Genomic DNA, 22,176 nt, shown 5'->3' on the forward strand with positions numbered 1-22,176 from the left:
TCGACGACGCCCTTGAACAGCTCGCGGTCCTCGCCCTTGTTGATCGCCTCCACATCGGCGCCGATCAGCTCGACGCCGTACTTCTCCAGCGTCCCCGCCTGGTGCAGGGAGATCGCGGTGTTCAGCGCGGTCTGCCCGCCCAGGGTCGGCAGCAGCGCGTCGGGGCGCTCCTTCGCGATGATCTTCTCGACGAACTCCGGGGTGATCGGCTCGACGTAGGTGGCGTCGGCGATCTCCGGGTCGGTCATGATCGTCGCCGGGTTGGAGTTGACCAGGACGACCCGCAGGCCCTCGGCCTTCAGGACGCGGCAGGCCTGCGTGCCCGAGTAGTCGAACTCGGCGGCCTGGCCGATCACGATCGGGCCGGACCCGATGACCAGGACGGACTTGATGTCAGTGCGCTTAGGCACGCTGGCCCTCCATGAGCTCAACGAAACGGTCGAAGAGGTACGCCGCGTCGTGCGGGCCGGCAGCCGCTTCGGGGTGGTACTGCACGCTGAAGGCAGGGGTGTCGAGCGCCTGCAGGCCCTCCACGACATCGTCGTTGAGGCAGACGTGGGAGACCTCGACCCGCCCGTAGGGCGTGTCGCTGACCTTGTCGAGCGGTGCGTTGACGGCGAAGCCGTGGTTGTGCGCGGTGACCTCGACCCTGCCGGTGGTGCGGTCCTGGACCGGCTGGTTGATGCCGCGGTGGCCGTACTTCAGCTTGTAGGTGCCGAAACCCAGCGCCCGGCCGAGGATCTGGTTGCCGAAGCAGATCCCGAAGAACGGGGTCCCGCGCTCCAGCACGCCCCGCGCCACGGCGACCTGGTGGTCGGCGGTCGCCGGGTCGCCCGGGCCGTTGGAGAAGAACACGCCGTCGGGGTCGACCGCGTAGACGTCCTCCAGGGTGGCGTTCGCCGGCAGCACGTGCACCTCGATACCGCGCTCGGCCATCCGCTGCGGAGTCATCGCCTTGATACCGAGGTCCAGGGCGGCGACCGTGAAGCGCTTCCCACCGACCGCCGGCACCACGTACGGCTCGGAGGTGGCGACCTCCGCGCACAGGTCGGCGCCCTTCATCTCCGGCGAGGCCTGCACCCTGGCGAGCAGCGCCGCCGGATCGGCCAGCGCCTCGCCGGAGAAGATCCCGCAGCGCATCGCGCCGCGCTCGCGCAGGTGCCGGGTGAGCGCCCGGGTGTCGATGCCGCTGATACCGACGACGCCCTGGTTCACCAGCTCCTCGTCCAGCGAGCGGCGCGAGCGCCAGTTCGAGGCGACCCGGGCGGGGTCACGGACCACGTACCCGGCGACCCAGATCCGCTTGGACTCGTCGTCCTCGTCGTTCCAGCCGGTGTTGCCGATCTGCGGCGCGGTCATCACGACCACCTGGCGGTGGTAGGACGGATCGGTCAGAGTCTCCTGGTAGCCGGACATGCCGGTGTTGAAGACCGCCTCACCGAAGGCCTCACCGGTCGCGCCGTAGGCCTGGCCACGGAAGGTCCGGCCGTCCTCCAGGACGAGCACGGCAGGCAGTCGGGTCGTGAACCGACGTGCTGACATCACGAGCCCTGCCCATTCTCGGCGATGCGTGCCCGCGACGCTGCCACCACGATCGCAAGCACCAGCACCGACACGGCGACGGCCCACACGGACACCGACTCGTCAAGCAGAACGGCCGACCAGACGAGTGTCAGGATCGGCTGGACGAGCTGGATCTGCCCAACTCTCGCTATTCCACCTTTGGCGAGGCCGAGATTCCACGGTATGAAGCCGAGGAAGGAGCTGACGGCAGCAATGTAGATCATTCCGGCCCATGCGTGGGATCCGGCCCCGGAGAGAGCCGGGCCGTTGTCCTGCAACGAGATTGCGGCAACAGAAACCGCTACGGCGACCGGCAGGCCGCAGCAGATGGACCACGAGATGGCCTTTATCGCCCCGTGTCGGCGGGTCAGAATAGCGCCTTCAGCGTATCCGAGGCTCCCCGTGACCACCGCGAGGAACGCGAAGAGATCCCCGAGTCGGGGGGCCTGTATTCCACTTCGGAAGATGCTGAAAGCGGTGACGGTGAGGGCGCCGCCCGTGGCACACAGCCAGAAGACGGGTCCGGGTTGCTCCTTCGCCCTGACCGATCCCGCGATCGCTATCGCCAACGGCATCGCGCCCAGGATCACCGCTGCGTTCACCGACGTGCCGTGCGCAAGGGAGAAGGCCGTCGACAGGGGGAATCCCACCACGTTGCCGAACACCACGATCGCGACGCCCCTGCGCGCCGTCCGCGGAGGGATGAAGCCGCCTGCCACCAGCAGGTACGCGGATGCGATCGGGAAGGCCAGGATCGTGCGTCCCATCGCGACGAGGAAAGGGTCTATTCCCTCCACGGCGAACTTCGTGGCCGGCAGGGTGAAACTGAAGCAGAGCATTCCCGCACTGCCGAGCGCGATGCCTAGAAGTCGTTGGGATTCCTGGCTGCTGGAGACCTCTTTGTCGGGATGTAGAACTGCCACGGGATCCTGCCTTGGTAGGGGTTCATTTCCCATGAATCGGTCATGCCGACCCGGCGGCACCCACCAGGGTGCCGCCGGGCTGTGCGTACACGCGATCAGCTGGATTCGAGCTGCCTGGCCTCCGACGGCATCTTCCGGCCTCAGCGGGCCTCAGACGAACGAACGGCGGTAGAGCGTCCCCGCGCTCCACACCAGGTCGACGCCGCCCCATTCCATGGCGGAGGCGACGTCGGGGAAGAACCCACTTCCGTTGAGGTTGGCGCTGGTGTTGCAGAGGACCGGGATGCCGCTGAGGCGCTGGTACGCCTGGAGGATCTCCTCCAGGACCGGGTCGTCCTCGCGGCTGACGGTCTGCAGCCGAGCGGTGCCGTCCAGGTGCACGATCGCCGGGATCCGGTCGAGCCAGTCCGGTCGGACCCGGTGCTCGAAGAGCATGTGCGGGTCGGGCGTGCCGGGGTCGAAGATGGCGGGGGCTTCGTCGACGAGGCAGATGGGGGCGACCGGGCGGTAGTGCTCCCGCCCCTTGATCCTGTTGAGCAGATCCTTCATGCCGGGGTTCGACGCGGGTGAGAGGATGCTCCGTCCGCCCAGGGCCCGGGGACCGAGTTCGGCACGGTCGTTCAGCACCACCACGGGCGCCCCTGTCTCGTGCAGGACCGCCGCCAGCTCGGCCGGGGTGCAGCTCTCGGAACGCCACCCCGAAGGCGTCTGGGAGGGCTTGACCTCCGGTCCCCGACGCGCGTGCCACTCCAGGGGCACGAGGCCCTGCTCGCCGACGAGCCGGCAGGCGGCAGTTCCGAGGGCCGCCCCCGAGTCGTTCGGGAACGGCGGCACCCACACGTCCGCGAAGAGCTTGTTCCTGCGAAGCGCGCTGTTCCACTTGATGTTGAGCGCGCAGCCGCCGGAGAACGTGAGGTTCCACGGGCCGGCTCCCTTCCACGAACGGATCTTGGCGCTGATCCGGTCGATGAGGAGCTCCTGCAGGAACTCGTGAACCGACGCCAGCACGTCCTCGTCCGACACGCCGAGGGCCGAGACGTCCTTGGCGACATCGCGGTAGAACGGGTGGAGGTACCGGACCGACGGCTCGAACTGTGTTCCCCACCCCCCGATCTCGTCCCTGAACGAGCGGGCCTGGATGCCGTCGCCGTCGAAGTGCGCCGCGAACTGCTTCCGCAGAACCGCCTTGACCTCCGAACGGGCATCGCCGAGGGCGATGTAGGCCATGAGCTTGCCGGCGACGGAGAGGTCGTCGGCGGTCGCGGCGTCCGTCGCTCGCCGCCACGGCCCGAAGTGGTGCCCCGCTGTGGCGTAGATGTGCCCGATCAGCGGGAACAGCGGTCCACCGTTCTCGATCGTTCCGCTGCGCGGATCCACCCAGTAGAGGCGCGGGAACATGCCGCCGTCCCACACCAGCGAGAACGCCGGCTCGCCGCGACGCGCGAAGGGGCTGGTGCAGTACGCGCCGATCAGGTGCGCCGAGACGTGGAAGTAGCTGCTGTACTCGACAGGACCGCCGGCGATGGTGAACGTCCCGGTCCGCCCGGGGGACAGCACCGACGAGGCGAGGTTCTCGTGGTACGGCGCGGTGAGGATCTCCAGGTCCCGGCCGAAGTCCTGCAGGTTGACCACACCGTTGCTCCGCCCGTCCCAGCCGTCGATGACGAAGCGGTCGATGTCGTCCGTCTTGAAGCCGAAGTCCTGCAGGATCTGAGGAACCACTCGGAGGTCACTGACCAGGCTGTAGCGCGGATTGTTCGAGATCTTTTCGATCTCCACGCTGAAGATCAGCCGGTTGTCGTCGAGCAGGGCGACCGAGCCGTCGTGCGTGAGCTTGAGTCCGCATATCAGCACGTCTATCACTCCAGGGTTGACGGGAAGTGCTCAGGAAGGGACGCGTGGAACTCTCGGGGCGATACCGCTGAGCAGTTCATTGGGAATGGTTCCGGAGAGACCGGCGATCTCCTCGACCGGCAGGCCGTCGCCCCAGAGGACGACCGGATCGCCTGGTCGCGCGGCGGGGAGGTCGCGCAGGTCAATCATGATCATGTCCATGCACACCCGGCCGACCCGGGGTGCTCGCTTGCCGTTGACCAGAACGGGCGCTCCCTGCGGCGCTGCCCGCGGGTAGCCGTCGCCGTATCCGACTGCCACCGTGCCGACCGGCATGTCCTGGGGGCACGTGAACGCGGCCCCGTACCCGACGGACTCGCCGGCGCGGCACTGTCGAACGCTGATGAGTTCACTGGTGAATGTCATGGCCGGCTTGAGTCCGAAATCCGTTCCCAGTCGACCGGGAAGAGGGGAAGCCCCGTAGATCATGATTCCGGGGCGGATCCATTCGCGCTCCGCCGGGGGCCATGCCAGGACTCCGGCGGAATTGGACAGCGAGAGTTCGAGCCCCTCGCGCGAGAAGGACTGGGCAAGCCTGTGCTGTTCGGGCGTTGTCCCGCTCTTGACGTCATCGGCCGAGGACAGTTGTGCCATGACTCCCAGCACGCGGGTCCCGGTGGCGGTCGATCGGAGGGCTTCGAGTGCCACTGGGATTTCTTCCGGTCGGAATCCCAGCCTGTTCATCCCGATGTCCAGCTTCAGCCACACGTTCCTGATCCTCGGGGCGGCGGGCGAGCCCAATTGCCGAATCTGGTCGAACGAGTGGACGACCGGCCAGAGGTCGAGTTCGTCGACCAGGTTCAGCTCATGCTGCTCGAAGAACCCTTCGAGCAGCATGATGGGCTTGCCCCGGGCGACATCGCGGATCTCTGCCGCTTCCTCAAGGCAGGAGACCGCGTAGGCGTCGGCGGTGCTGATTCGGCTCGCGAGCAGGCGCGCCCCGTGCCCGTACGCGTTGGCTTTCACTACGGCGACCACCTTGGAGGTGGGTGCCCGTTTGCGCGCGATCTCCAGGTTGGTGCGTATCGCCTCGACGTCGATCATTGCCCGAAGTGGCCGTGACAACACGTCCTCCCGTGCCGTTTCGGAGAATTGCATACAAGGGGGTGTGGTCGGGCGACACGAAGGGGGCCGCCGGGATGCTGTTCGGTGGCCGCGCCGGTTGCGCCATGCCGTTCGCATTCCTTGGTCGCGTTTCGCGTGCTCCATTCAAGTTGTCGATCGCTCCTCTGTCAACGATCCACTGTTGCGGGATGTGGAATATCATCGTCCCGATATTAAGCATTTCAACGTGGGCAATGCAGCGGCTGCATTGTTCCACTTCAGTTGATCGGATCTCCGGGGCTCATCCGCGGGCCGGGGGCGGCCGCCACCAGGCGACTCCGTACTCGGCCGGGCGCCGATCCGTCGTTACGCCGATCTTTGATGTCGCCCGACATCGCGTTACCGTTCAACGCGTGCGCACTCATATCGTCTGGGACTGGAACGGAACGCTCTTCCACGACATGGAAGCGGTGCTCGGCGCGAGCAACGCCGCCTTCGCGACCATCGGCGTCGGCCCGATGACGCTGCAGGAGTACCGCGAGCAGTACGAGATCCCGATCCCCCGGTTCTACCAGCGGCTGCTCGGCCGGCTGCCCTCCGACGCCGAGTGGCTGCGCCTGGACGACGCGTTCCACGACCGCTACCGCGAGCTGAGCGCCGCCTGCGGCCTCACCGAGGGCGTCCGTGAGCTGCTGGACGGCTGGCGGGCGGCCGGGCGCAGCCAGTCGCTGCTGTCCATGTACGAGCACGACCGGCTGCTTCCGGTGGTCGAGGGCTTCGGCCTGACCGCCCAGTTCCTGCGGGTGGACGGGCGCAGCGGCCCGGCCGGCGGGCAGAAGGCCGAGCACCTGGTCCGGCACCTCGCCGCGCTCGGCGAGCGGGTGGACCCCGCCCGCACGGTGCTGATCGGCGACGCGGCGGACGACGCGCTGGCCGCGCTGGCCGCGGGCGCGCAGGCGGTGCTGTACACCGGCGGCTCGCACACCCGGGAGAAGCTGGAGCCGGTCGGCGTGCCGGTGGTGGACTCGCTGGCGGAGGCGGTCGAGCTGGCGGGGCGGCTCACCGCCTGAAGCCCGTCCGGCGGCGCACGGCGGCAGCGTGGCGCGGACCACGTCCACCGTTGGCGTGTCCGGGCGGGCGAAGCGGCCCGCCGCTGGTCAGGCTGGACGGGTGCAGGGTCCGTCGTCGGAACGGGCCGGCCGCCGTGACGAGGAGCGGAGCCCGCCATGCCCATCGACGCAGTCACCCAGGTCCCGGTGCCGGGCAACGAGCCGGTGCTCGGCTACGCGCCCGGCAGCCCGGAGCGGGAGCGTCTGGTGAGGCGGCTGGACGAGCTGGCGGCCGAGCAGGTCCCGCTGCCGATGACCATCGGCGGCGAGCAGCGGTTCGGCGGCGGCGAGCGGATCGACGTCGTCCAGCCGCACCACCACGCGGCCGGACTTGGCGTGCTCGGCAACGCCACCCGGGAGGACTCCCGGGCCGCGGTGGACGCCGCGCTGGCGGCCGGGCGGGAGTGGCGCTCGCTGTCCTTCGACGACCGGGCGGCGGTCTTCCTGCGCGCCGCCGACCTGCTGGCCGGACCGTGGCGGGAGACGCTGAACGCGGCCACCATGCTCGGGCAGTCCAAGACGGCGCAGCAGGCGGAGATCGACTCGGCCTGCGAACTGATCGACTTCTGGCGCTGGAACGTGCACTTCGCCCGGGAGATCCTGGCCGACCAGCCGGTCTCCTCGCCGGGGGTGTGGAACCGCACCGACCACCGCCCACTGGAGGGCTTCGTCTACGCGGTCACCCCGTTCAACTTCACCGCGATCGCCGGCAACCTGCCGACCGCGCCCGCGCTGATGGGCAACACGGTGGTGTGGAAGCCGGCCCCGACCCAGACGCTGGCCGCCCACTACCTGATGCGGCTGCTGGAGGCGGCCGGGCTGCCGCCGGGGGTGGTCAACATGGTCACCGGCGACGGGCAGCAGCTGTCCGCGGTGGCGCTCGCCGACCCGGCCCTGGCCGGACTTCACTTCACCGGCTCCACGGCGACCTTCCGCTCGCTCTGGCAGACCATCGGCGCCAACATCGGCGGCTACCGGGCGTACCCGCGGATCGTCGGCGAGACCGGCGGCAAGGACTTCCTGCTGGCGCACCGCTCGGCCGACCCGCAGATCCTCAAGGCCGCGCTGATCCGCGGCGCCTTCGAGTACCAGGGCCAGAAGTGCTCGGCGCTCTCCCGCGCCTACCTGCCGCGCAGCCTCTGGCAGCGGATCAAGGACGACTTCCTGGCCGAGGTGGACGCGCTGGCGGTCGGCGACGTCACCGACCTGTCGAACTTCATGGGCGCGCTGATCGACCGGAGGGCGTTCGAGAAGAGCCGGGCCGCCATCGACCGGGCCAAGGCCGACCCGACGGTGGAGCTGGCGGCCGGCGGCCAGTACGACGACGCGATCGGCTGGTTCGTCCGCCCGACCGTGCTGGTCTCCTCGGACTTCCGCAACGAGATGTTCCGTACCGAGTACTTCGGCCCGATCCTGGCCGTCCACGTCTACGAGGACTCCCGCTGGGACGACGTGCTGGGCCGGGTAGACGCGGGCGCGCCGTACGGGCTGACCGGTTCGGTGGTCGCCCAGGACCGCTACGCGATCGCGCAGGCGGTGGAGGCGCTGCGGTTCGCCGCCGGGAACTTCTACATCAACGACAAGCCGACCGGCGCGGTGGTCGGCCAGCAGCCCTTCGGGGGCGGCCGGGCGTCCGGCACCAACGACAAGGCGGGCGCGGCGCAGAACCTGCTGCGCTGGACCTCGGCCCGGTCCATCAAGGAGACGTTCGTGCCGCCGACCTCGCACGTTCACCCGCACATGGGCTGAGCGATCACGCTCCGCACACGGATGCCATGAGACGCTCCGCACGAACTTTCGGCTTTCGGCGCAAACCGGCAGCCTGATTGGACAAGCTGTCCAGGACGGCTCGATCTTCCTGCGGGTTTGCGCCTGGTTGTCCCCTGACACCTTGGATTGATCCCGTTAGGCTGGCTGGCGTCGTCGGGTGGTTCCGCAGAGGCCGAACGTCTCGTCCTACCCGCTGCAGAGGTGTTCCATGCGCGCCATGGGGCCTTTTCAGCAGGACGGTGCGGCAGGATTGCGGGAGACCCGGCGGTGCGAACCGAGTCCACCACCGAGTCACGCAACGGCGCGCGACAGGAGCCAAGAAGTCATGCAGACCAAGCTGGACGCAGCCAAGGCCGAACTGCTCAGGAAGGCAGCAGCAGCCGCTGAGAACAGCCAGGTGGGGGGAGCGGCGCCGGGGGAGGGACTGAGCAACGGCGCTCTGTCCGCGTACCTGCACCACTACTACCTCCACACGGCGCCGGAGGACCTGGTCGACCGCGACCCGGTCGACGTCTACGGCGCGGCGGCCTCCCACTACCGCCTGGGCCTCAAGCGCCCGCAGGGCACCGCCGAGGTGCGGGTGCACACCCCCTCGGTCGAGGAGAACGGCTGGTCCTGCGGCCACACCGTGGTCGAGGTCGTCACCGACGACATGCCGTTCCTGGTGGACTCGGTGACCAACGAGCTCTCCCGCCAGGACCGCGCGATCCACGTGGTCATCCACCCCCAGCTGGTCGTCCGCCGCGACATCACCGGCAAGCTGCTGGAGATCCTCGACGTCGACGCCTGCGCCCGCAGCCAGGCCGCCGGCACCGAGTGGCCGGCCGACGCGACCGTCGAGTCGTGGATGCACATCGAGATCGACCGCGAGACCGACCGCGACGACCTGCGCGAGATCGAGACCAACCTGCGCCGCGTGCTCGGCGACGTCCGCGAGGTCGTCGAGGACTGGAGCAAGATGCGCGACTCCGCGCTGCGCCTGGCCGACGAACTCGCCGAGCAGCCCCCGGCCGGCCTGCCCGAGCAGGAGGTCGGCGAGGCCTGGGAGCTGATGCGCTGGCTCGCCGACGACCACTTCACCTTCCTCGGCTACCGCGAGTACGACCTCGTCCAGCACGAGGGCGAGGAGGTCCTGCGGGCCGTCGCCGGCACCGGCCTCGGCATCCTGCGCTCCGACCCGGTCAGCCGCGACGAGCAGCACCACGCCGTCAGCGAGGCCTTCGGCCGGCTCTCCGCGCCGGTGCGCGCCAAGGCCCACGAGAAGAAGCTGCTGGTCCTCACCAAGGCCAACAGCCGGGCCACCGTGCACCGCCCCGCCTACCTCGACTACGTCGGCGTGAAGAAGTTCGACGCCAACGGCGAGGTCGTCGGCGAGCGCCGCTTCCTCGGCCTGTTCTCGGCCGCCGCCTACACCGAGTCGGTCAGCCGCATCCCGGTGGTCCGCCGCAAGGTCCAGGACGTCATCGCCCAGTCCGGCTTCTCCACCGAGAGCCACGACGGCCGCGACCTGCTGCAGATCCTGGAGACCTTCCCCCGGGACGAGATCTTCCAGACCCCGGCCGACGGGCTGCTCCAGATCGCCACCAGCGTCCTGTACCTCCAGGAGCGCCGCCGGCTGCGGCTGTTCCTGCGCCAGGACGAGTACGGCCGCTACTTCTCCGCGCTGGTCTACCTGCCGCGCGACCGCTACACCACCCGCATCCGGCTGCGCCTGATGGACATCCTGATGCAGGAGCTCAACGGCGCCTCGATCGACTACACGGTCTGGTCGACGGAGTCGGTGCTGACCCGTCTGCACTTCGTCGTCCGGGTCACCCCCGGCAGCGAGCTGCCGCAGCTGACCGACTCCGAGGTCGAGCGGATCGAGGCCAAGCTGGCCGAGGCCGCCCGGTTCTGGATGGACGGCTTCAACGACCAGCTGCACGTCGAGCTGGGCGAGGAGCGGGCCGCCGAGCTCTCCCGCAAGTACGCCAACGCCTTCCCCGACGGCTACCGCGCCGACTTCACCGCGCGCACCGCCGTCGCCGACCTCAAGCAGATCGAGTCGCTGCACGGCGAGGGCGACTTCCGGCTCAACCTGTACCAGCCGGTCGGCGCCGGCGACGACGAGCGCCGCTTCAAGATCTACCGGGTGGGCGGCCCGATCTCGCTCACCGAGGTGCTGCCGGTCCTCCAGCGGCTGGGCGTCGAGGTGCTCGACGAGCACCCGTACGCGCTGACCCGCTCCGACCACACCACCGCCTGGGTCTACGACTTCGGCCTGCGGCTGCGCGAGGCCGTCGAGCTGACCGACGAGGCCCGCGAGCGCTTCCAGGAGACCTTCGCCGCCACCTGGACCGGCAAGGCCGAGAACGACGGCTTCAACGAGCTGGTCCTGACCGCCGGGCTGACCTGGCGCCAGGCGATGATGCTGCGCGCGTACGCCAAGTACCTGCGCCAGGCGGGCTCCACGTTCTCCCAGGACTACATGGAGGACGCGCTCCGCAACAACACCCACACCACCCGCCTGCTGGTGAACCTCTTCGAGGCCCGGCTGAGCCCCAGCCACCAGCAGGGCGCCCTGGAGCTGACCGAGGGCATCCTGGAGGAGCTGGCCGGCGCGCTGGACGAGGTCGTCTCGCTGGACGAGGACCGCATCCTGCGCTCCTTCCTGCACCTCATCAAGGCCACCCTGCGGACCAACTTCTTCCAGCACGACGGCTCCGGCGCGTGGCACTCCTACGTGTCGATGAAGTTCGACCCGCAGGCGATCCCGGACCTGCCGGCCCCGCGCCCGGCGTTCGAGATCTGGGTCTACTCGCCGCAGGTCGAGGGCGTGCACCTGCGCTTCGGCAAGGTCGCCCGCGGCGGTCTGCGCTGGTCCGACCGGCGTGAGGACTTCCGCACCGAGATCCTCGGCCTGGTCAAGGCGCAGATGGTGAAGAACACCGTCATCGTGCCGGTCGGCGCCAAGGGCGGCTTCGTCGCCAAGCAGCTTCCGGACCCGTCGGTCGACCGCGAGGCCTGGCTGGCCGAGGGCGTCTCGTCCTACAAGACGTTCATCTCGGCCCTGCTGGACATCACCGACAACCTGGTCGGCGGCGAGGTCGTCCACCCGGCCGACGTGGTCCGCCACGACGAGGACGACACCTACCTGGTCGTCGCCGCCGACAAGGGCACCGCGACCTTCTCCGACATCGCCAACGGCGTCGCCGAGTCCTACGGCTTCTGGCTGGGCGACGCGTTCGCCTCCGGCGGCTCGGCCGGCTACGACCACAAGGGCATGGGCATCACCGCCCGCGGTGCCTGGGAGTCCGTCAAGCGCAACTTCCGCGAGCTCGGCCACGACACCCAGACCGAGGACTTCACGGTCGTCGGCATCGGCGACATGTCCGGCGACGTCTTCGGCAACGGCATGCTGCTCAGCGAGCACATCCGCCTGGTCGCCGCCTTCGACCACCGCCACATCTTCCTCGACCCGAACCCGGACGCGGCCGCCTCCTACGCCGAGCGCCGCCGCCTCTTCGAGCTGCCCCGCAGCTCCTGGGACGACTACGACAAGTCGCTGATCTCGGCGGGCGGCGGCGTCTTCCCGCGCAGCGCCAAGTCGATCCAGCTGTCGCCGCAGGTCCGGGCCGTGCTGGGGGTCTCCGACACCCGGCTCACCCCCGCCGAGCTGATGAGGGTCGTCCTCCAGGCGCCGGTCGACCTGTTCTGGAACGGCGGCATCGGCACCTACGTCAAGGCCTCCACCGAGTCCAACGCCGAGGTCGGCGACAAGGCCAACGACGCCATCCGCGTCAACGGCGAGCAGGTCCGCGCCCGCGTCGTCGGCGAGGGCGGCAACCTCGGGTGGACCCAGCTGGGCCGCATCGAGTACGCCTCCTCCGGCGGCCCCGAGGGCAACGGCGGCTGGATCAACACCGACGCCATCGACAACTCGGCCGGCGTCGACACCTCGGACCACGAGGTCAACATCAAGATCCTGCTCAACCAGGTGGTCGCCGACGGCGACATGACGGTCAAGCAGCGCAACACCCTGCTCGCCGAGATGACCGACGAGGTCGGCCACCTCGTGCTGCGCAACAACTACGCGCAGAACGTGGTGCTGGCCAACGCGGTCGCCCAGGCGCACAGCATGGTCAACGTCCACTCCCGGATGATCAACCGCCTGGAGGGGGCCGGCCAGCTGGACCGGGCGCTGGAGTTCCTGCCCACCGAGCGGCAGATCCGCGAGCGCCAGCAGAGCGGCCGGGGCCTGTCCCAGCCCGAGATGTCGGTGCTGCTCGCCTACACCAAGATCACCCTGGCCGACGAGCTGCTCGCCACCGACCTGCCCGACGACCCGTTCTTCCGCACCGCGCTGCACGACTACTTCCCGAGCGCGCTGCGGGCCCGGTTCGCCGAGCAGATCGACCGGCACCCGCTGCGCCGCGAGATCATCACCACGCTGATCGTCAACGACACGATCAACCGCGGCGGCTGCACCTTCGCCTTCCGCCTGAAGGAGGAGACCGGCGCGACCTACGAGGAGGTCGCCCGCACCCACACCGCCGCCCGGGCCGTCTTCGGCCTGGGGGAGATCTGGGCCGAGATCGAGGGCCTGGACAACAAGGTCCCGGCCCGCGCCCAGACCAGGATGCGGCTGCACGCCCGCCGCCTCGTCGAGCGCGCCACCCGGTGGATGCTCAACAACCGGCGCCAGCCGCTGGACATCGCCGGCACCATCGAGTTCTTCCACGACCGGGTCAACCAGGTCTGGGGCTCGCTGCCCAAGCCGCTGCGCGGCGAGGACCTCGTCTGGTTCGAGAAGATCTACGACGAGCTCACCGAGGCCGGCGTGCCGGAGGAGCTCGCCACCCGGATCGCGGGCCTGTCCTCGACCTTCCCGACCCTGGACATCACCGAGGTCGCGGACCGCTCCGGCAAGGACGTCGCCCAGGTCGCCGAGCTCTACTACGACCTCGCCGACCGCCTCCAGATCACCCACCTGCTCGACCGCATCATCGAGCTGCCGCGCACCGACCGCTGGTCGTCGATGGCCCGCGCCGCCATCCGCGAGGACCTCTTCGCGGCCCACGCGGCGCTGACCGCCGACATCCTCGCCTGCGGCCCCGAGGACGCCGCCCCCGAGGACCGGTACACCGCCTGGGCGGACCTCAACGCCACCCTGCTGAACCGCGCCAAGAGCACCCTCGACGACATAAGGGGTTCGGACAACTACGAGCTGTCCAGCCTCTCCGTCGCGATGCGCGTCATCCGCACCCTGCTCCGCACGGGTTCGATGCGCTGACCTCCGGCCGGCACGGCTCACGGCGGGCCCGCGTCCTCAGGGACGCGGGCCCGCCGTCCGTGCTGTCCGGCTCCGGAACTCCTCCGGGCCCGCGGACAGGTGGAGGTGTGGAACTGTCGCAGCGGGGACGGATACGGGATGGCGATCAGTGGGCGTTCGGGGAGCTGTTCGACGAGACGGCGGGTGATCTGTACCGCTACGCCGTGCGGGCCACCGGGGACTGGGCGGTCGCGGAGGACGTCGTCCAGCTGACCTTCCTGGAGGCGTGGCGGCTGCGGCACAAGCTGCGGGAGGACGGCGGGGCGGTGCGGCCCTGGCTGTTCGGGATCGCCGCCAATGTGATGCGGAACACCGCCCGGGCAGCGCGCCGGCACCGGGCGGCGATGGAGCGGCTGCCGGCCCGGGAGACGGTGCCCGACTTCGCCGACGAGCTGGTGGGACGGCTCGACGACAGCGCGCAACTGGCCGCCGCCCGGCGGGCGCTCGGGCGGCTGCGGAAGGCCGAGCGGGAGGTGTTCGGGCTCTGCGTGTGGGCGGGGCTGGACTACGCGAGCGCGGCCGAGGCCCTGGGGGTGCCGATCGGCACGGTGCGTTCACGGCTCTCGCGCGCCCGCACCAAGCTGCGCGCGCTCGCCGACGAGGAACTGCGCAACGGCCGGGAACCGCGCCCGGCCCCCGGACAGGTACTGGGTGGCCGCGTCGGAGCGGCCCGGTCGATACGGGAGACGAACCGATGAACGAGGACGAACGCGCCGAGCTGGACCGGCTGGTGCCGGGCCCGGCGAGGCCAGAGCTCTCCGCCGACCGCCACCGGTTGCTGAGGGGACATCTGATGAGTGAGATCCGGGAGACGAAGGCCGTGCGGGCCCGTCGCGGCAGGCTCGGCTGGGTGGCGCTGCCCGCCCTGGCGGGCGGACTGGCGCTGGCGGTGGTGCTGAGCAGCGGCGGCGGCGAGGGCACCCCGGCGTCGCAGCCGCAGGCCCAGCAGCAGGCCTCGCAGCAGGGCGCCGAGACGCTGAACGCCGCCCCCGTCGGGGCCGTCCAGCTGCTGACCCAGGCCGCCGACACCGCGGCCGGCAAGCCCGACCCGAAGCCGGGCAAGAACCAGTTCGTCTACGTGGACAGCCTGGTGGCCTTCGCCGGCGTCAACATGGCCGCCGGGGAGTCGAAGATCGACCCCGCCCACCGCCGCCAGATCTGGCTCTCGGTGGACGGCAGCCAGCGGGGCGTCCTCAAGGAGGAGGGGGACCGGGGCGGCAAGGCCACCGCTCCGGAGAAGACCAAGGCCGGGGAGCCGGCGCCGCGGACCGACGGCGGGATCTGGGTCGAGTCGAACTCCGCGCCGTCCCTCAACTACCCGACGTACGACTACCTGGCCGCGCTGCCGACCGACCCGGACGCGTTGCTGGCGAAGATCTACGCCGAGACCAAGGGCAAGGGCCGCACCCCCGACCAGGAGGCCTTCGTCACCATCGGCGACCTGCTGCGCGAGCAGCTCGCCCCGCCGGCCGTCAGCGCCGCCCTCTACCGCGCCGCCGCCAAGATCCCCGGCGTCACCGTGGTGGACGACTCCGTCGACGCCTCCGGCCGGCACGGCGTGGCCGTCGCCCACGTGGACGGCGACACCCGCACGGAGTGGATCTTCGACCCGAAGACCCACGAGTTCCTCGGCGAGCGCCTGGTGGTCGTCGGCGAGGGCAGCGACCTGGGCAAGCCGGGCACCGTCGCCGGCCACTCCGCCGTCCTCGCCCGCACCGTCGTCGACCAGGCCGGGGAGGCCCCCAAGCAGCAGAACGCCTGAGCCGCCACGGCTCACCCGAAAGACAGGTAGACGCTGTGGGGCCCGGTGCAAGCGGGCCCCACAGCCGTTTGCCGTGCACGGCGCATCCGACCTGTCGGTCTCGTCTACCCCCTCTGGAATAACTTGTGGCGCATATAGCTTGTAGCGCATAATCCGGATGTGGCATGGGAAGTCTCGTTGCATGAAGAGGTCGATGCCTGGCTCGTTCGGCTCACCCAAGAGGAGCCGGGGATCGCCGACCACGTTGCGGCAGCCATCGACAAGCTCGAAGCCGATGGGCCCACCTTGGGCCGACCGCTCGTCGACCGGATCAAGAGGTCGAAGCACCACAACATGAAAGAGTTGCGGCCTCGCACGGGCGGCGAGACCGAGATCCGCATCCTGTTCGCGTTCGACCCCGATCGCGAAGCCATCCTCCTGGTCGCCGGCGACAAGACGGGCGCCTGGAACAAGTGGTACGACGAGAACGTCCCGGTCGCCGATGCCCGCTTCGACGAGCACCTCGAAGCACTCAGGGAAAGTGAGAAGTAGATGGCCAGGTCCTGGAGAGAGATCCGGCCCGAGGTCGTGTCCGATGAAGCCCGGGTCGCCGCGCATCGCGCCAAGCTCGACGCCGAGGTTCGTGCCTACCGTCTCGCGGAGATCCGCAAGGAGCAGGCTCTCACCCAGGTCGAGGTCGCCGAGATCATCGGCGTGACCCAGCCGAACGTTTCCCGTCTGGAGAAGGGCGAGCTCGACACCGCGGCACTCGCCACGATCCGCGCCTACGTGGAAGCGCTCGGCGGCCGGCTTCGCCTGGTCGCCGACTTCGGCGACCGCCAGCTGGTGATCCAGTAGCGCGGGGCTGCGCGATGGCCCGGTTCGCTGGGCGAGGGGCTCGCCGAAGGGTGGGCGAAGCTGTGGGGCCCGGTGCAAGCGGGCCCCACAGCCGTTCTCGGGTGTGCCTCCACCGTACGGCCTGTCGCTGTGTCAACAGGCGGTGATCGCGCCATCGAAGGCTGCATTCCGGTCCGATGATCGGTTCCTCAGGGCGATCGTCTGCGGGGCCTTCGAGATGCATGCCAAGGTGATCGTCATGGCATATGTGAAATGTCATGTATGGCATTCTCGAAGGAGGAGTAGGACGATGCGAACGAACCGACTCGCCCTGACGCTGGCCGGTGCCGCCGGTGCGGTGGCGATGCTGGCGGCGCCGACCCAGGCGGGTGCCGTCCAGGCCGGCGCGGCGAGTACGACCGCCACCACGGAGATCTGCAGCTCGACCAAGCTGCAGGCCGGACTGGCGACCTGGCTGTGTGCCGAGGTGACCGGCGGCGACGTGCAGCTGGTGGGCTGGATCTACCTGGCCGGCCCGCCGAGCCCGGGCGGCCCGTACCCGCAGCCCGAGGACCTCGTGACCGTGCTCTCGGGCGAGGTCGTGGGCGGTGCCTCGCTCGGCACGGTCAACAAGTGGACGCGGTTCGATCTCAGCCGGACCGCCGTGCGCGGCGTCGGCGGGACCGTGGCGTGCGGTTCCACCGTGCACGGCAGCTTCAGCGTCACCAAGCCCGGCTGGGGATCGACGCCGGTCACCCTCGACGCCGTGGTGCCGTGTTGATCTGATCGGCGCCGACGGGCCCGGGGATCGGGGGACTCCGGGCCCGTTCTCAACGGCCGGGCAGCGCGGTGGGGGTGCGTTGCCCCCGGAGGACGGCACGGGCGCGGGCGGCGACGGGGTGCCCGGGGTACTGCCCGTTCGTGACTCCGAGGACCTGCTGGGCGCCTCTCCCATGGTCACGCCCGAGGCTTGGGCGGCCTTCGTCGCGGGTGTCCGTGCGGTCCGTTGCGAGCCGGCCATTGACGGGCTCCACCCCCGCCGTGATCGCGGCGGGGCGGAGGGGTGATCAGTCTCTTTTCTGTCTTCTTCTCTTCACTCATGTCCTGGCGGTCACTCGTGAAGAAACAGCGCCGCCTCAGCGGGCGGCCGCGCGTTGGAGGGCGCTGGCGAGGAGGGCGAGGTCGGTGGGGCCGTTGCCGAGTTCGCGCACGGGGCGGCGGGCGGGCGGGGCGCCGAGGGTGTGGGGGTCGATGGCGACGACGGTGGGGCGGAGGGTGGCGGTGCGGGGGATGCGGCCGCTGATGCGGGCGGCCTGGAAGGCGGTGACGCCGCCGTCGGGGAGGCGGAGGTAGCCGCGGCCGGGGGTGGAGTCGGGGAGGGCGGCGGCGTCGCCGAGGTGGATGAGGAGGTCGGAGTCGGTCGGGTCCTCGGTGCGCAGGGCGATGCGCAGCAGGGCGGCCTCGTCGACGTCGGTGCCGGTGGTCTCGTCCGGGCGCCCGGTGGTGACGGCGAGGTGGATGCCGAGCGGGCCGCCGCGGCGGGCGACGGCGGCGAGGGCGCGGGCGAGCGGGCGGCCGACCGGGGAGGTGGGGGCGAGCAGGGCGTCGTAGTCGTCGACCACGACGACGAGGCGGGGCGGGCACGGCCCGGAGGCGGGCGGCGCGGTCACCGGGGCGGCGGGGGAGTCGGGGCTGCGCGGGTGGATGACCCGGGCGGCGGCGGGGGCGGTCGGGGCGCCGACGGCGGCCGGGACCGGGACGGGCTCCCCGTCGAGGATGCGGGCGGCGTGCCAGGAGGCGAAGTCCAGTCCGTCGAAGAGCCGCTCGCGCAGCGCCAGCTCGTCCTCCAGCGCCTCGGCGGCGAGCAGCGCGGCGCGCGGGTCGGTGGCGGCGTTGACCCGGCCGGTGACGTGCGGCAGCTCGCTGCACCCGGCGAGCCCGTCCTCGGTGGCCCGCCCCTCGACGATGGTGACGGCGAGGCGTTCGGGCCGCTCGGAGACGGCCAGCGAGGCGACCAGGGTGCGCAGCAGCTCGGTCTTGCCGGAGCCGCGGGCGCCGCCGATCAGCAGGTGCGGGCCGCCGGGGTCGGGGGAGGGGAGGGCGAGTTCGGGGTCGGCGAGGTCGAGGACGCACAGCTCGTCGCGGGTGGTGCCGAGCAGGGCGGTGGCGGCGCCGATGCCGCCGGCGTGCGCGGTCCAGCGGGCGGAGAGCTTGGCCGGGGTGACGGTGTCGAGCTGGAGCAGGTCGAGCAGGCGCAGCGCGTCCGGCAGCGGTCCGCGGTTGGCCGGGGCGGCTTCGCGCAGCGGGGCGAGGACGCGGGCGAGCCGCTCGGCCCAGGCGTCCGAGACGGCGTCCAGGGAGACCTCGTGCAGGGTCTCGCGGCCGCGGGCGGTGGGGCTCGGGCGGTCGATCGAGAGCTGGGTGCCGACCTCGCCGGTGATCAGCGCGGTGGCGCCGAGGCCGCGGGGCAGCAGTTCGGGCTGTTCGGCGAGGCAGACCGGGAAGATGCCGACGGCCGGGCCCTGGCGCAGCAGCAGGTCGAGCGCCAGCCGGGCGGACTCGGTGCCCGGGCGGCCGTCGACCACGACGACGGTGGCGGGGTGGCCGCCGAGGCCGACCGGGCCGCTGAGCCGGCCGGTGAGCTCGGTGAGCCGGGCGGTGGCCTGCTCGTCGTCGAGGCCGAGCAGCAGCCGGCAGTCCTGGCCGTCGGTGGGCCGCAGATGGGGCAGCCACAGCGCCCAGGCCCAGGTGTCGGCGCGGTCCTGCGGGGTGCGGGCCGGGTCGGCGTCGACCACGACCAGGCTGAGCCCGGTCGGCGGGTGCAGGGCGGCGAGCTGGGCGACGACGGCGCGGACGAGCGCGTCGAGGCGCTCGCGCGGGCCGCTGAGGCCGAGGCTGCCGGCGGTCTGCAGGTCGACGGTGACCGGGACGGCGGGCAGCACGGTGCCGGGGGAGGTGCCGGGGCCGCCGGGCCGGTCGGCGGTGCCGAGCCGCAGGGTGAGCGCGTCGGGGTGGCCGGGGCCGCGCTCCCAGAGCCGGGGCCCGGGGCCGAGCGCGTTGAGCAGCAGGGTGGCGAGGTCGGGCCAGCGCTCGCGCTGGGCGGCGGCCTGCCGGACGCGGGCGGCGGCGTGGTGGCGTTCGGCGCTCTCCTCGGCCGGTTCGGCGGCGGAGCGGCCGAGCCGCAGCGAGAGCAGGCCGCGGCCGCGCCCGGCGGGCGGCTCGGGGGCGGCCGGCGGTTCGGCGGCGGGCGGCGCGGGGCGGACCGGGGCCGGGGCGGCGAGCTGGAGGTGGCCGTGGCCGTCGGGCAGCGCGGCGCGGGCCGGCGCCGCGGAGCCGTCCCGGGGGTCCGGGGTGGCGATCCGCAGCGTGGTCTCGCCGATCCGCACCAGGCCGGCGCCGTCCAGCGGGACGGCCTCCTCGGGCGGGCCGGGCGGGACGATCCGGCCGTCGACGGTGGTGCCGTTGGTGGAGCCGAGGTCGCGGACGGTCACCGTGCCGTCGTCGGCGAGGTGCAGGGCGAGGTGCAGCCGGGAGACGTCGGGGTCGTCGACCGGGACGTCGGCCTCGCCGGAGCGGCCGACCCGGATCTCCCGGCCGTGCAGGCGGTGCACGCCGCCGGCGTCGGGGCCGCCGACGACGCGCAGCTCGGCGGAGGCCGGGGCGTCGTCGGGGTCGTCGGCGGTCGGGTCCGGCTCGTTGAGGGAGAGGACGGCGCCGTCGAGCAGCGGGGGGTGGCCGAGCAGGGTGTGCTCGTCCACGCGGTGCGCCCCGGAGTACAGGTGCACATGGGTGGCGGCCCGTGGTCCGCGCACTCCCACGGCGCCCGCGAGGGCGCCCGCCAGGGAGCCGAGCGCGGTGCCGACGGGCGCGGTGACCAGCACGTCCACATAGGGGATGGCGGAGCCGGCGGCTGCCGGGCCGCTGCGCGGTCGGAGGACGGTCAGCCGGATCTGCATCTCGCCCGCGGTCCCTTCTGCTGGTGTGACGCCTTGTGCCGCTGTCTCGGGCCGCTGCGGGTGAGCGGGGGTGGCCGCGACACCGTTTGGGCCACAAGAGTGGCGAGTGTCATCCTGCCATCCGTCACGGACAGTCCGCGCACCGTACCGGATTTGACGATCTTGCGATCATCGCCATGGTGGAGGCGACGGGGAATCAGGTCAACCGGCGCCCGGAAGGGCATGGTCCGCGGGCCCGCGGAACCGTTCGCGAACGCTCCGGGTCTTCCCGTAGGGGATGTCCCCCAACCCGGGCGAACGCCCCTGCCGGTCGCCTCAAAAACGTCAACGGACCCCGTTAGAGTGGCCGGAAACACGGGCCCGGCAGGCTCACCGCACCGGCGGAGGAGCGCCCCGCGCGGGCGGCACGACGAGGAGTGCGAGTGCGGCCAGTCGGCAGCAAGTATCTGCTGGAGGAGACCCTCGGACGAGGGGCCACCGGCACCGTCTGGCGCGGTCGGGTCCGCGCCGACGTCGAGGTGCCCGGCAGCGCGCCCGGGCAGCTGGTGGCGATCAAGGTCCTGCGCGAGGAGCTCGCCGCCGACCCGGACGTGGTGATGCGCTTCCTGCGGGAGCGCTCGGTGCTGCTGCGGCTGGCCCACCCGAACATCGTCAAGGTCCGCGACCTGGTCGTCGAGGGCGAGCTGCTGGCGCTGGTGATGGACCTGGTGGACGGCCCGGACCTGGCCCGCTACCTGCGCGAGCAGGGCCCCTTCAGCCCGATCGCGGGCGCCCTGCTGATGGCCCAGATCGCCGACGCGCTGGCCGCCAGCCACGTCGACGGCATCGTGCACCGCGACCTCAAGCCGGCCAACGTGCTGCTCGCCACCGCCGTCATGGACGGCACCGAGCAGATGCACCCGATGCTGACCGACTTCGGCATCGCCCGGCTCGCCGACTCCCCGGGCATCACCCGCAGCCACGAGTTCGTCGGCACCCCCGCGTACGTCGCGCCGGAGTCCGCCGAGGGCCGGCCGCAGACCTCCGCGGTGGACGTCTACGGCGCCGGGATCATGCTCTACGAGCTGGTCACCGGGCGCCAGCCGTTCCAGGGCGACAACCCGCTGGCGATCCTGCACGCGCACCTCGCCCAGGAGCCGCAGCGGCCGTCGACCATGCCGGAGCCGCTCTGGACGGTGATCGAGCGCTGCCTGCGCAAGGACCCGGCGCAGCGGCCGAGCGCGGTGTCGCTGGCGGGCGCCCTGCGGGTGGTCGCGGCGGGGGTGGGCGTGCACGCCTCCCCGGCGGCGGTCGACGCGGCGCTCGCCGTCGGGGCGCTGCTCGTGCCGGACCCGCAGCCGGCCGCCGTGCCGGGTGCGCCGACCGGCGTGCCCGGCGGGCTGCCGGCGGACGCGTCGTTCGGCGCGGAGGACCGCACCCAGGTGCTCCCGGCCGGCCAGCAGCCCGGCCAGGGGTACGACCCCGCGGCGGCGACCCGGGTGATGGGCACCCAGCCGCCCCCGTTCGACCCGGCGGCCGCGACCCGGGTGATGCCGCCCGCCGCCGTGCCGCCGCCCCCGCCCGGCCCGCCGCAGGCCGAGACCCCGCACCCGTGGCAGACCCAGCTGCGGGCGGCCCGGGACCGCAACCAGCAGACCGAGATCGCCTACTTCGGACCCGAGGACTTCGAGGCCCCGCCGGTCGCCCCGCCGCCGTTCCAGGCGGGCCAGGCCGGGCCCGGGGCCCGGCCGCCGCAGGGCGCCCCCCAGGGCTACCAGCAGCCGGGCCGGCACCAGGGCCAGCAGCCCCCGGCCGGCTACCGGCAGGCCCCGCCGCCCGGTTACGCCCAGCGCCCGCCGGTCGCCCCGCCGCCCTACCAGGGCGGACAGGGCGGACACGGCGGACAGGCCGGTCCGGGCGCGGGCCGTCCGCAGCCGCCCGGCGGCTACAACCAGCCCCCGCAGCAGGCGCCCGGCGGCCACCGCCCCGCGCCGGCCCCGCAGCACCCCGCCCCGCAGCAGGCGGCGCCGCCCGCCCCGCCGCGCCGGGC

15 protein-coding genes and 1 pseudogene are annotated in these 22,176 nt (G+C 71.8%); 10 read left to right on the forward strand and 6 right to left on the reverse strand.

What is annotated here, in order from left to right; genetic code table 11:
* The 5 genes and pseudogenes from carB to alr all read right to left on the reverse strand — a co-directional run.
* A pseudogene (carB, locus tag ACFU74_RS25620) lies at nt 1–410 on the reverse strand (carbamoyl phosphate synthase large subunit); the annotation flags it as partial.
* Nucleotides 403–1,542 carry a glutamine-hydrolyzing carbamoyl-phosphate synthase small subunit gene (carA, locus tag ACFU74_RS25625; RefSeq protein WP_380760737.1) on the reverse strand — a complete coding sequence of 380 codons (1,140 nt, stop codon included), beginning with the start codon at nt 1,540–1,542 and terminating at the stop codon, nt 403–405. The pseudogene carB and the gene carA, both read right to left, overlap by 8 nt.
* Nucleotides 1,542–2,486, reverse strand: a complete 945-nt coding sequence (locus tag ACFU74_RS25630; protein WP_380760739.1) for a DMT family transporter — start codon at nt 2,484–2,486, stop codon at nt 1,542–1,544. The genes carA and ACFU74_RS25630 overlap by 1 nt, the downstream gene beginning before the upstream one ends.
* Nucleotides 2,487–2,636: 150 nt before the next feature.
* Nucleotides 2,637–4,340, reverse strand: coding sequence for a carbamoyltransferase N-terminal domain-containing protein (locus tag ACFU74_RS25635; RefSeq protein ID WP_380760741.1), 1,704 nt, complete (start codon nt 4,338–4,340; stop codon nt 2,637–2,639).
* A 30-nt stretch (nt 4,341–4,370) separates the two neighbouring features.
* Nucleotides 4,371–5,423: an alanine racemase gene (gene alr / locus ACFU74_RS25640; RefSeq protein ID WP_380760743.1), complete on the reverse strand. Its 1,053-nt coding sequence runs from the start codon at nt 5,421–5,423 to the stop codon at nt 4,371–4,373.
* 413 nt (nt 5,424–5,836) lie between these two features.
* Here alr and ACFU74_RS25645 point away from each other — a divergent pair, with 413 nt between their 5' ends.
* The 9 genes from ACFU74_RS25645 to ACFU74_RS25685 all read left to right on the forward strand — a co-directional run bounded on the left by ACFU74_RS25645 (nt 5,837) and on the right by ACFU74_RS25685 (nt 17,258).
* The gene (locus ACFU74_RS25645) at nt 5,837–6,493 is read left to right on the forward strand and encodes an HAD family hydrolase (protein WP_380760745.1); all 657 of its coding nucleotides are present in this window, start codon (nt 5,837–5,839) and stop codon (nt 6,491–6,493) included.
* 162 nt (nt 6,494–6,655) lie between these two features.
* Nucleotides 6,656–8,281 carry an L-glutamate gamma-semialdehyde dehydrogenase gene (gene pruA, locus ACFU74_RS25650; RefSeq protein WP_380760763.1) on the forward strand — a complete coding sequence of 542 codons (1,626 nt, stop codon included), beginning with the start codon at nt 6,656–6,658 and terminating at the stop codon, nt 8,279–8,281.
* A gap of 346 nt (nt 8,282–8,627) precedes the next feature.
* Nucleotides 8,628–13,574, forward strand: a complete 4,947-nt coding sequence (locus ACFU74_RS25655) for an NAD-glutamate dehydrogenase (RefSeq protein WP_380760747.1) — start codon at nt 8,628–8,630, stop codon at nt 13,572–13,574.
* Nucleotides 13,575–13,681: 107 nt separating this feature from the next.
* Nucleotides 13,682–14,311 carry an RNA polymerase sigma factor gene (locus tag ACFU74_RS25660; RefSeq protein WP_380760749.1) on the forward strand — a complete coding sequence of 210 codons (630 nt, stop codon included), beginning with the start codon at nt 13,682–13,684 and terminating at the stop codon, nt 14,309–14,311.
* A complete protein-coding gene (locus ACFU74_RS25665) occupies nt 14,308–15,375 on the forward strand; it encodes a CU044_5270 family protein (RefSeq protein WP_380760751.1) in 1,068 nt (355 codons plus the stop codon). Before ACFU74_RS25660 ends, ACFU74_RS25665 begins: the two co-directional genes overlap by 4 nt.
* Before the next feature lie 159 nt (nt 15,376–15,534).
* Nucleotides 15,535–15,906 (forward strand): type II toxin-antitoxin system RelE/ParE family toxin, encoded by a 372-nt coding sequence (locus ACFU74_RS25670; protein ID WP_380760753.1) that lies wholly within the window; start codon nt 15,535–15,537, stop codon nt 15,904–15,906.
* Nucleotides 15,907–16,212 carry an XRE family transcriptional regulator gene (locus ACFU74_RS25675; protein ID WP_380760755.1) on the forward strand — a complete coding sequence of 102 codons (306 nt, stop codon included), beginning with the start codon at nt 15,907–15,909 and terminating at the stop codon, nt 16,210–16,212.
* Nucleotides 16,213–16,501: 289 nt separating this feature from the next.
* Nucleotides 16,502–16,972 (forward strand): hypothetical protein, encoded by a 471-nt coding sequence (locus ACFU74_RS25680; RefSeq protein ID WP_380760757.1) that lies wholly within the window; start codon nt 16,502–16,504, stop codon nt 16,970–16,972.
* A gap of 118 nt (nt 16,973–17,090) precedes the next feature.
* Complete coding sequence (locus ACFU74_RS25685) at nt 17,091–17,258, forward strand: DUF397 domain-containing protein (protein WP_380760764.1); 168 nt, start codon at nt 17,091–17,093, stop codon at nt 17,256–17,258.
* A gap of 69 nt (nt 17,259–17,327) precedes the next feature.
* Here the strand turns inward: ACFU74_RS25685 and ACFU74_RS25690 are convergent, their stop codons facing one another.
* On the reverse strand, nt 17,328–20,147 hold the full coding sequence (locus ACFU74_RS25690; protein WP_380760759.1) for an FtsK/SpoIIIE domain-containing protein: 2,820 nt from the start codon (nt 20,145–20,147) through the stop codon (nt 17,328–17,330).
* A 422-nt stretch (nt 20,148–20,569) separates the two neighbouring features.
* On the opposite strand from ACFU74_RS25690, the gene ACFU74_RS25695 reads away from it, so the two are divergent.
* A partial coding sequence (locus ACFU74_RS25695) for a protein kinase (RefSeq protein WP_380760761.1) occupies nt 20,570–22,176 on the forward strand: 1,607 nt, incomplete at its 3' end.

Origin of the sequence: Kitasatospora sp. NPDC057500 (assembly GCF_042802195.1) — a bacterium.
Taxonomy (GTDB): Bacteria; Actinomycetota; Actinomycetes; order Streptomycetales; family Streptomycetaceae; genus Kitasatospora.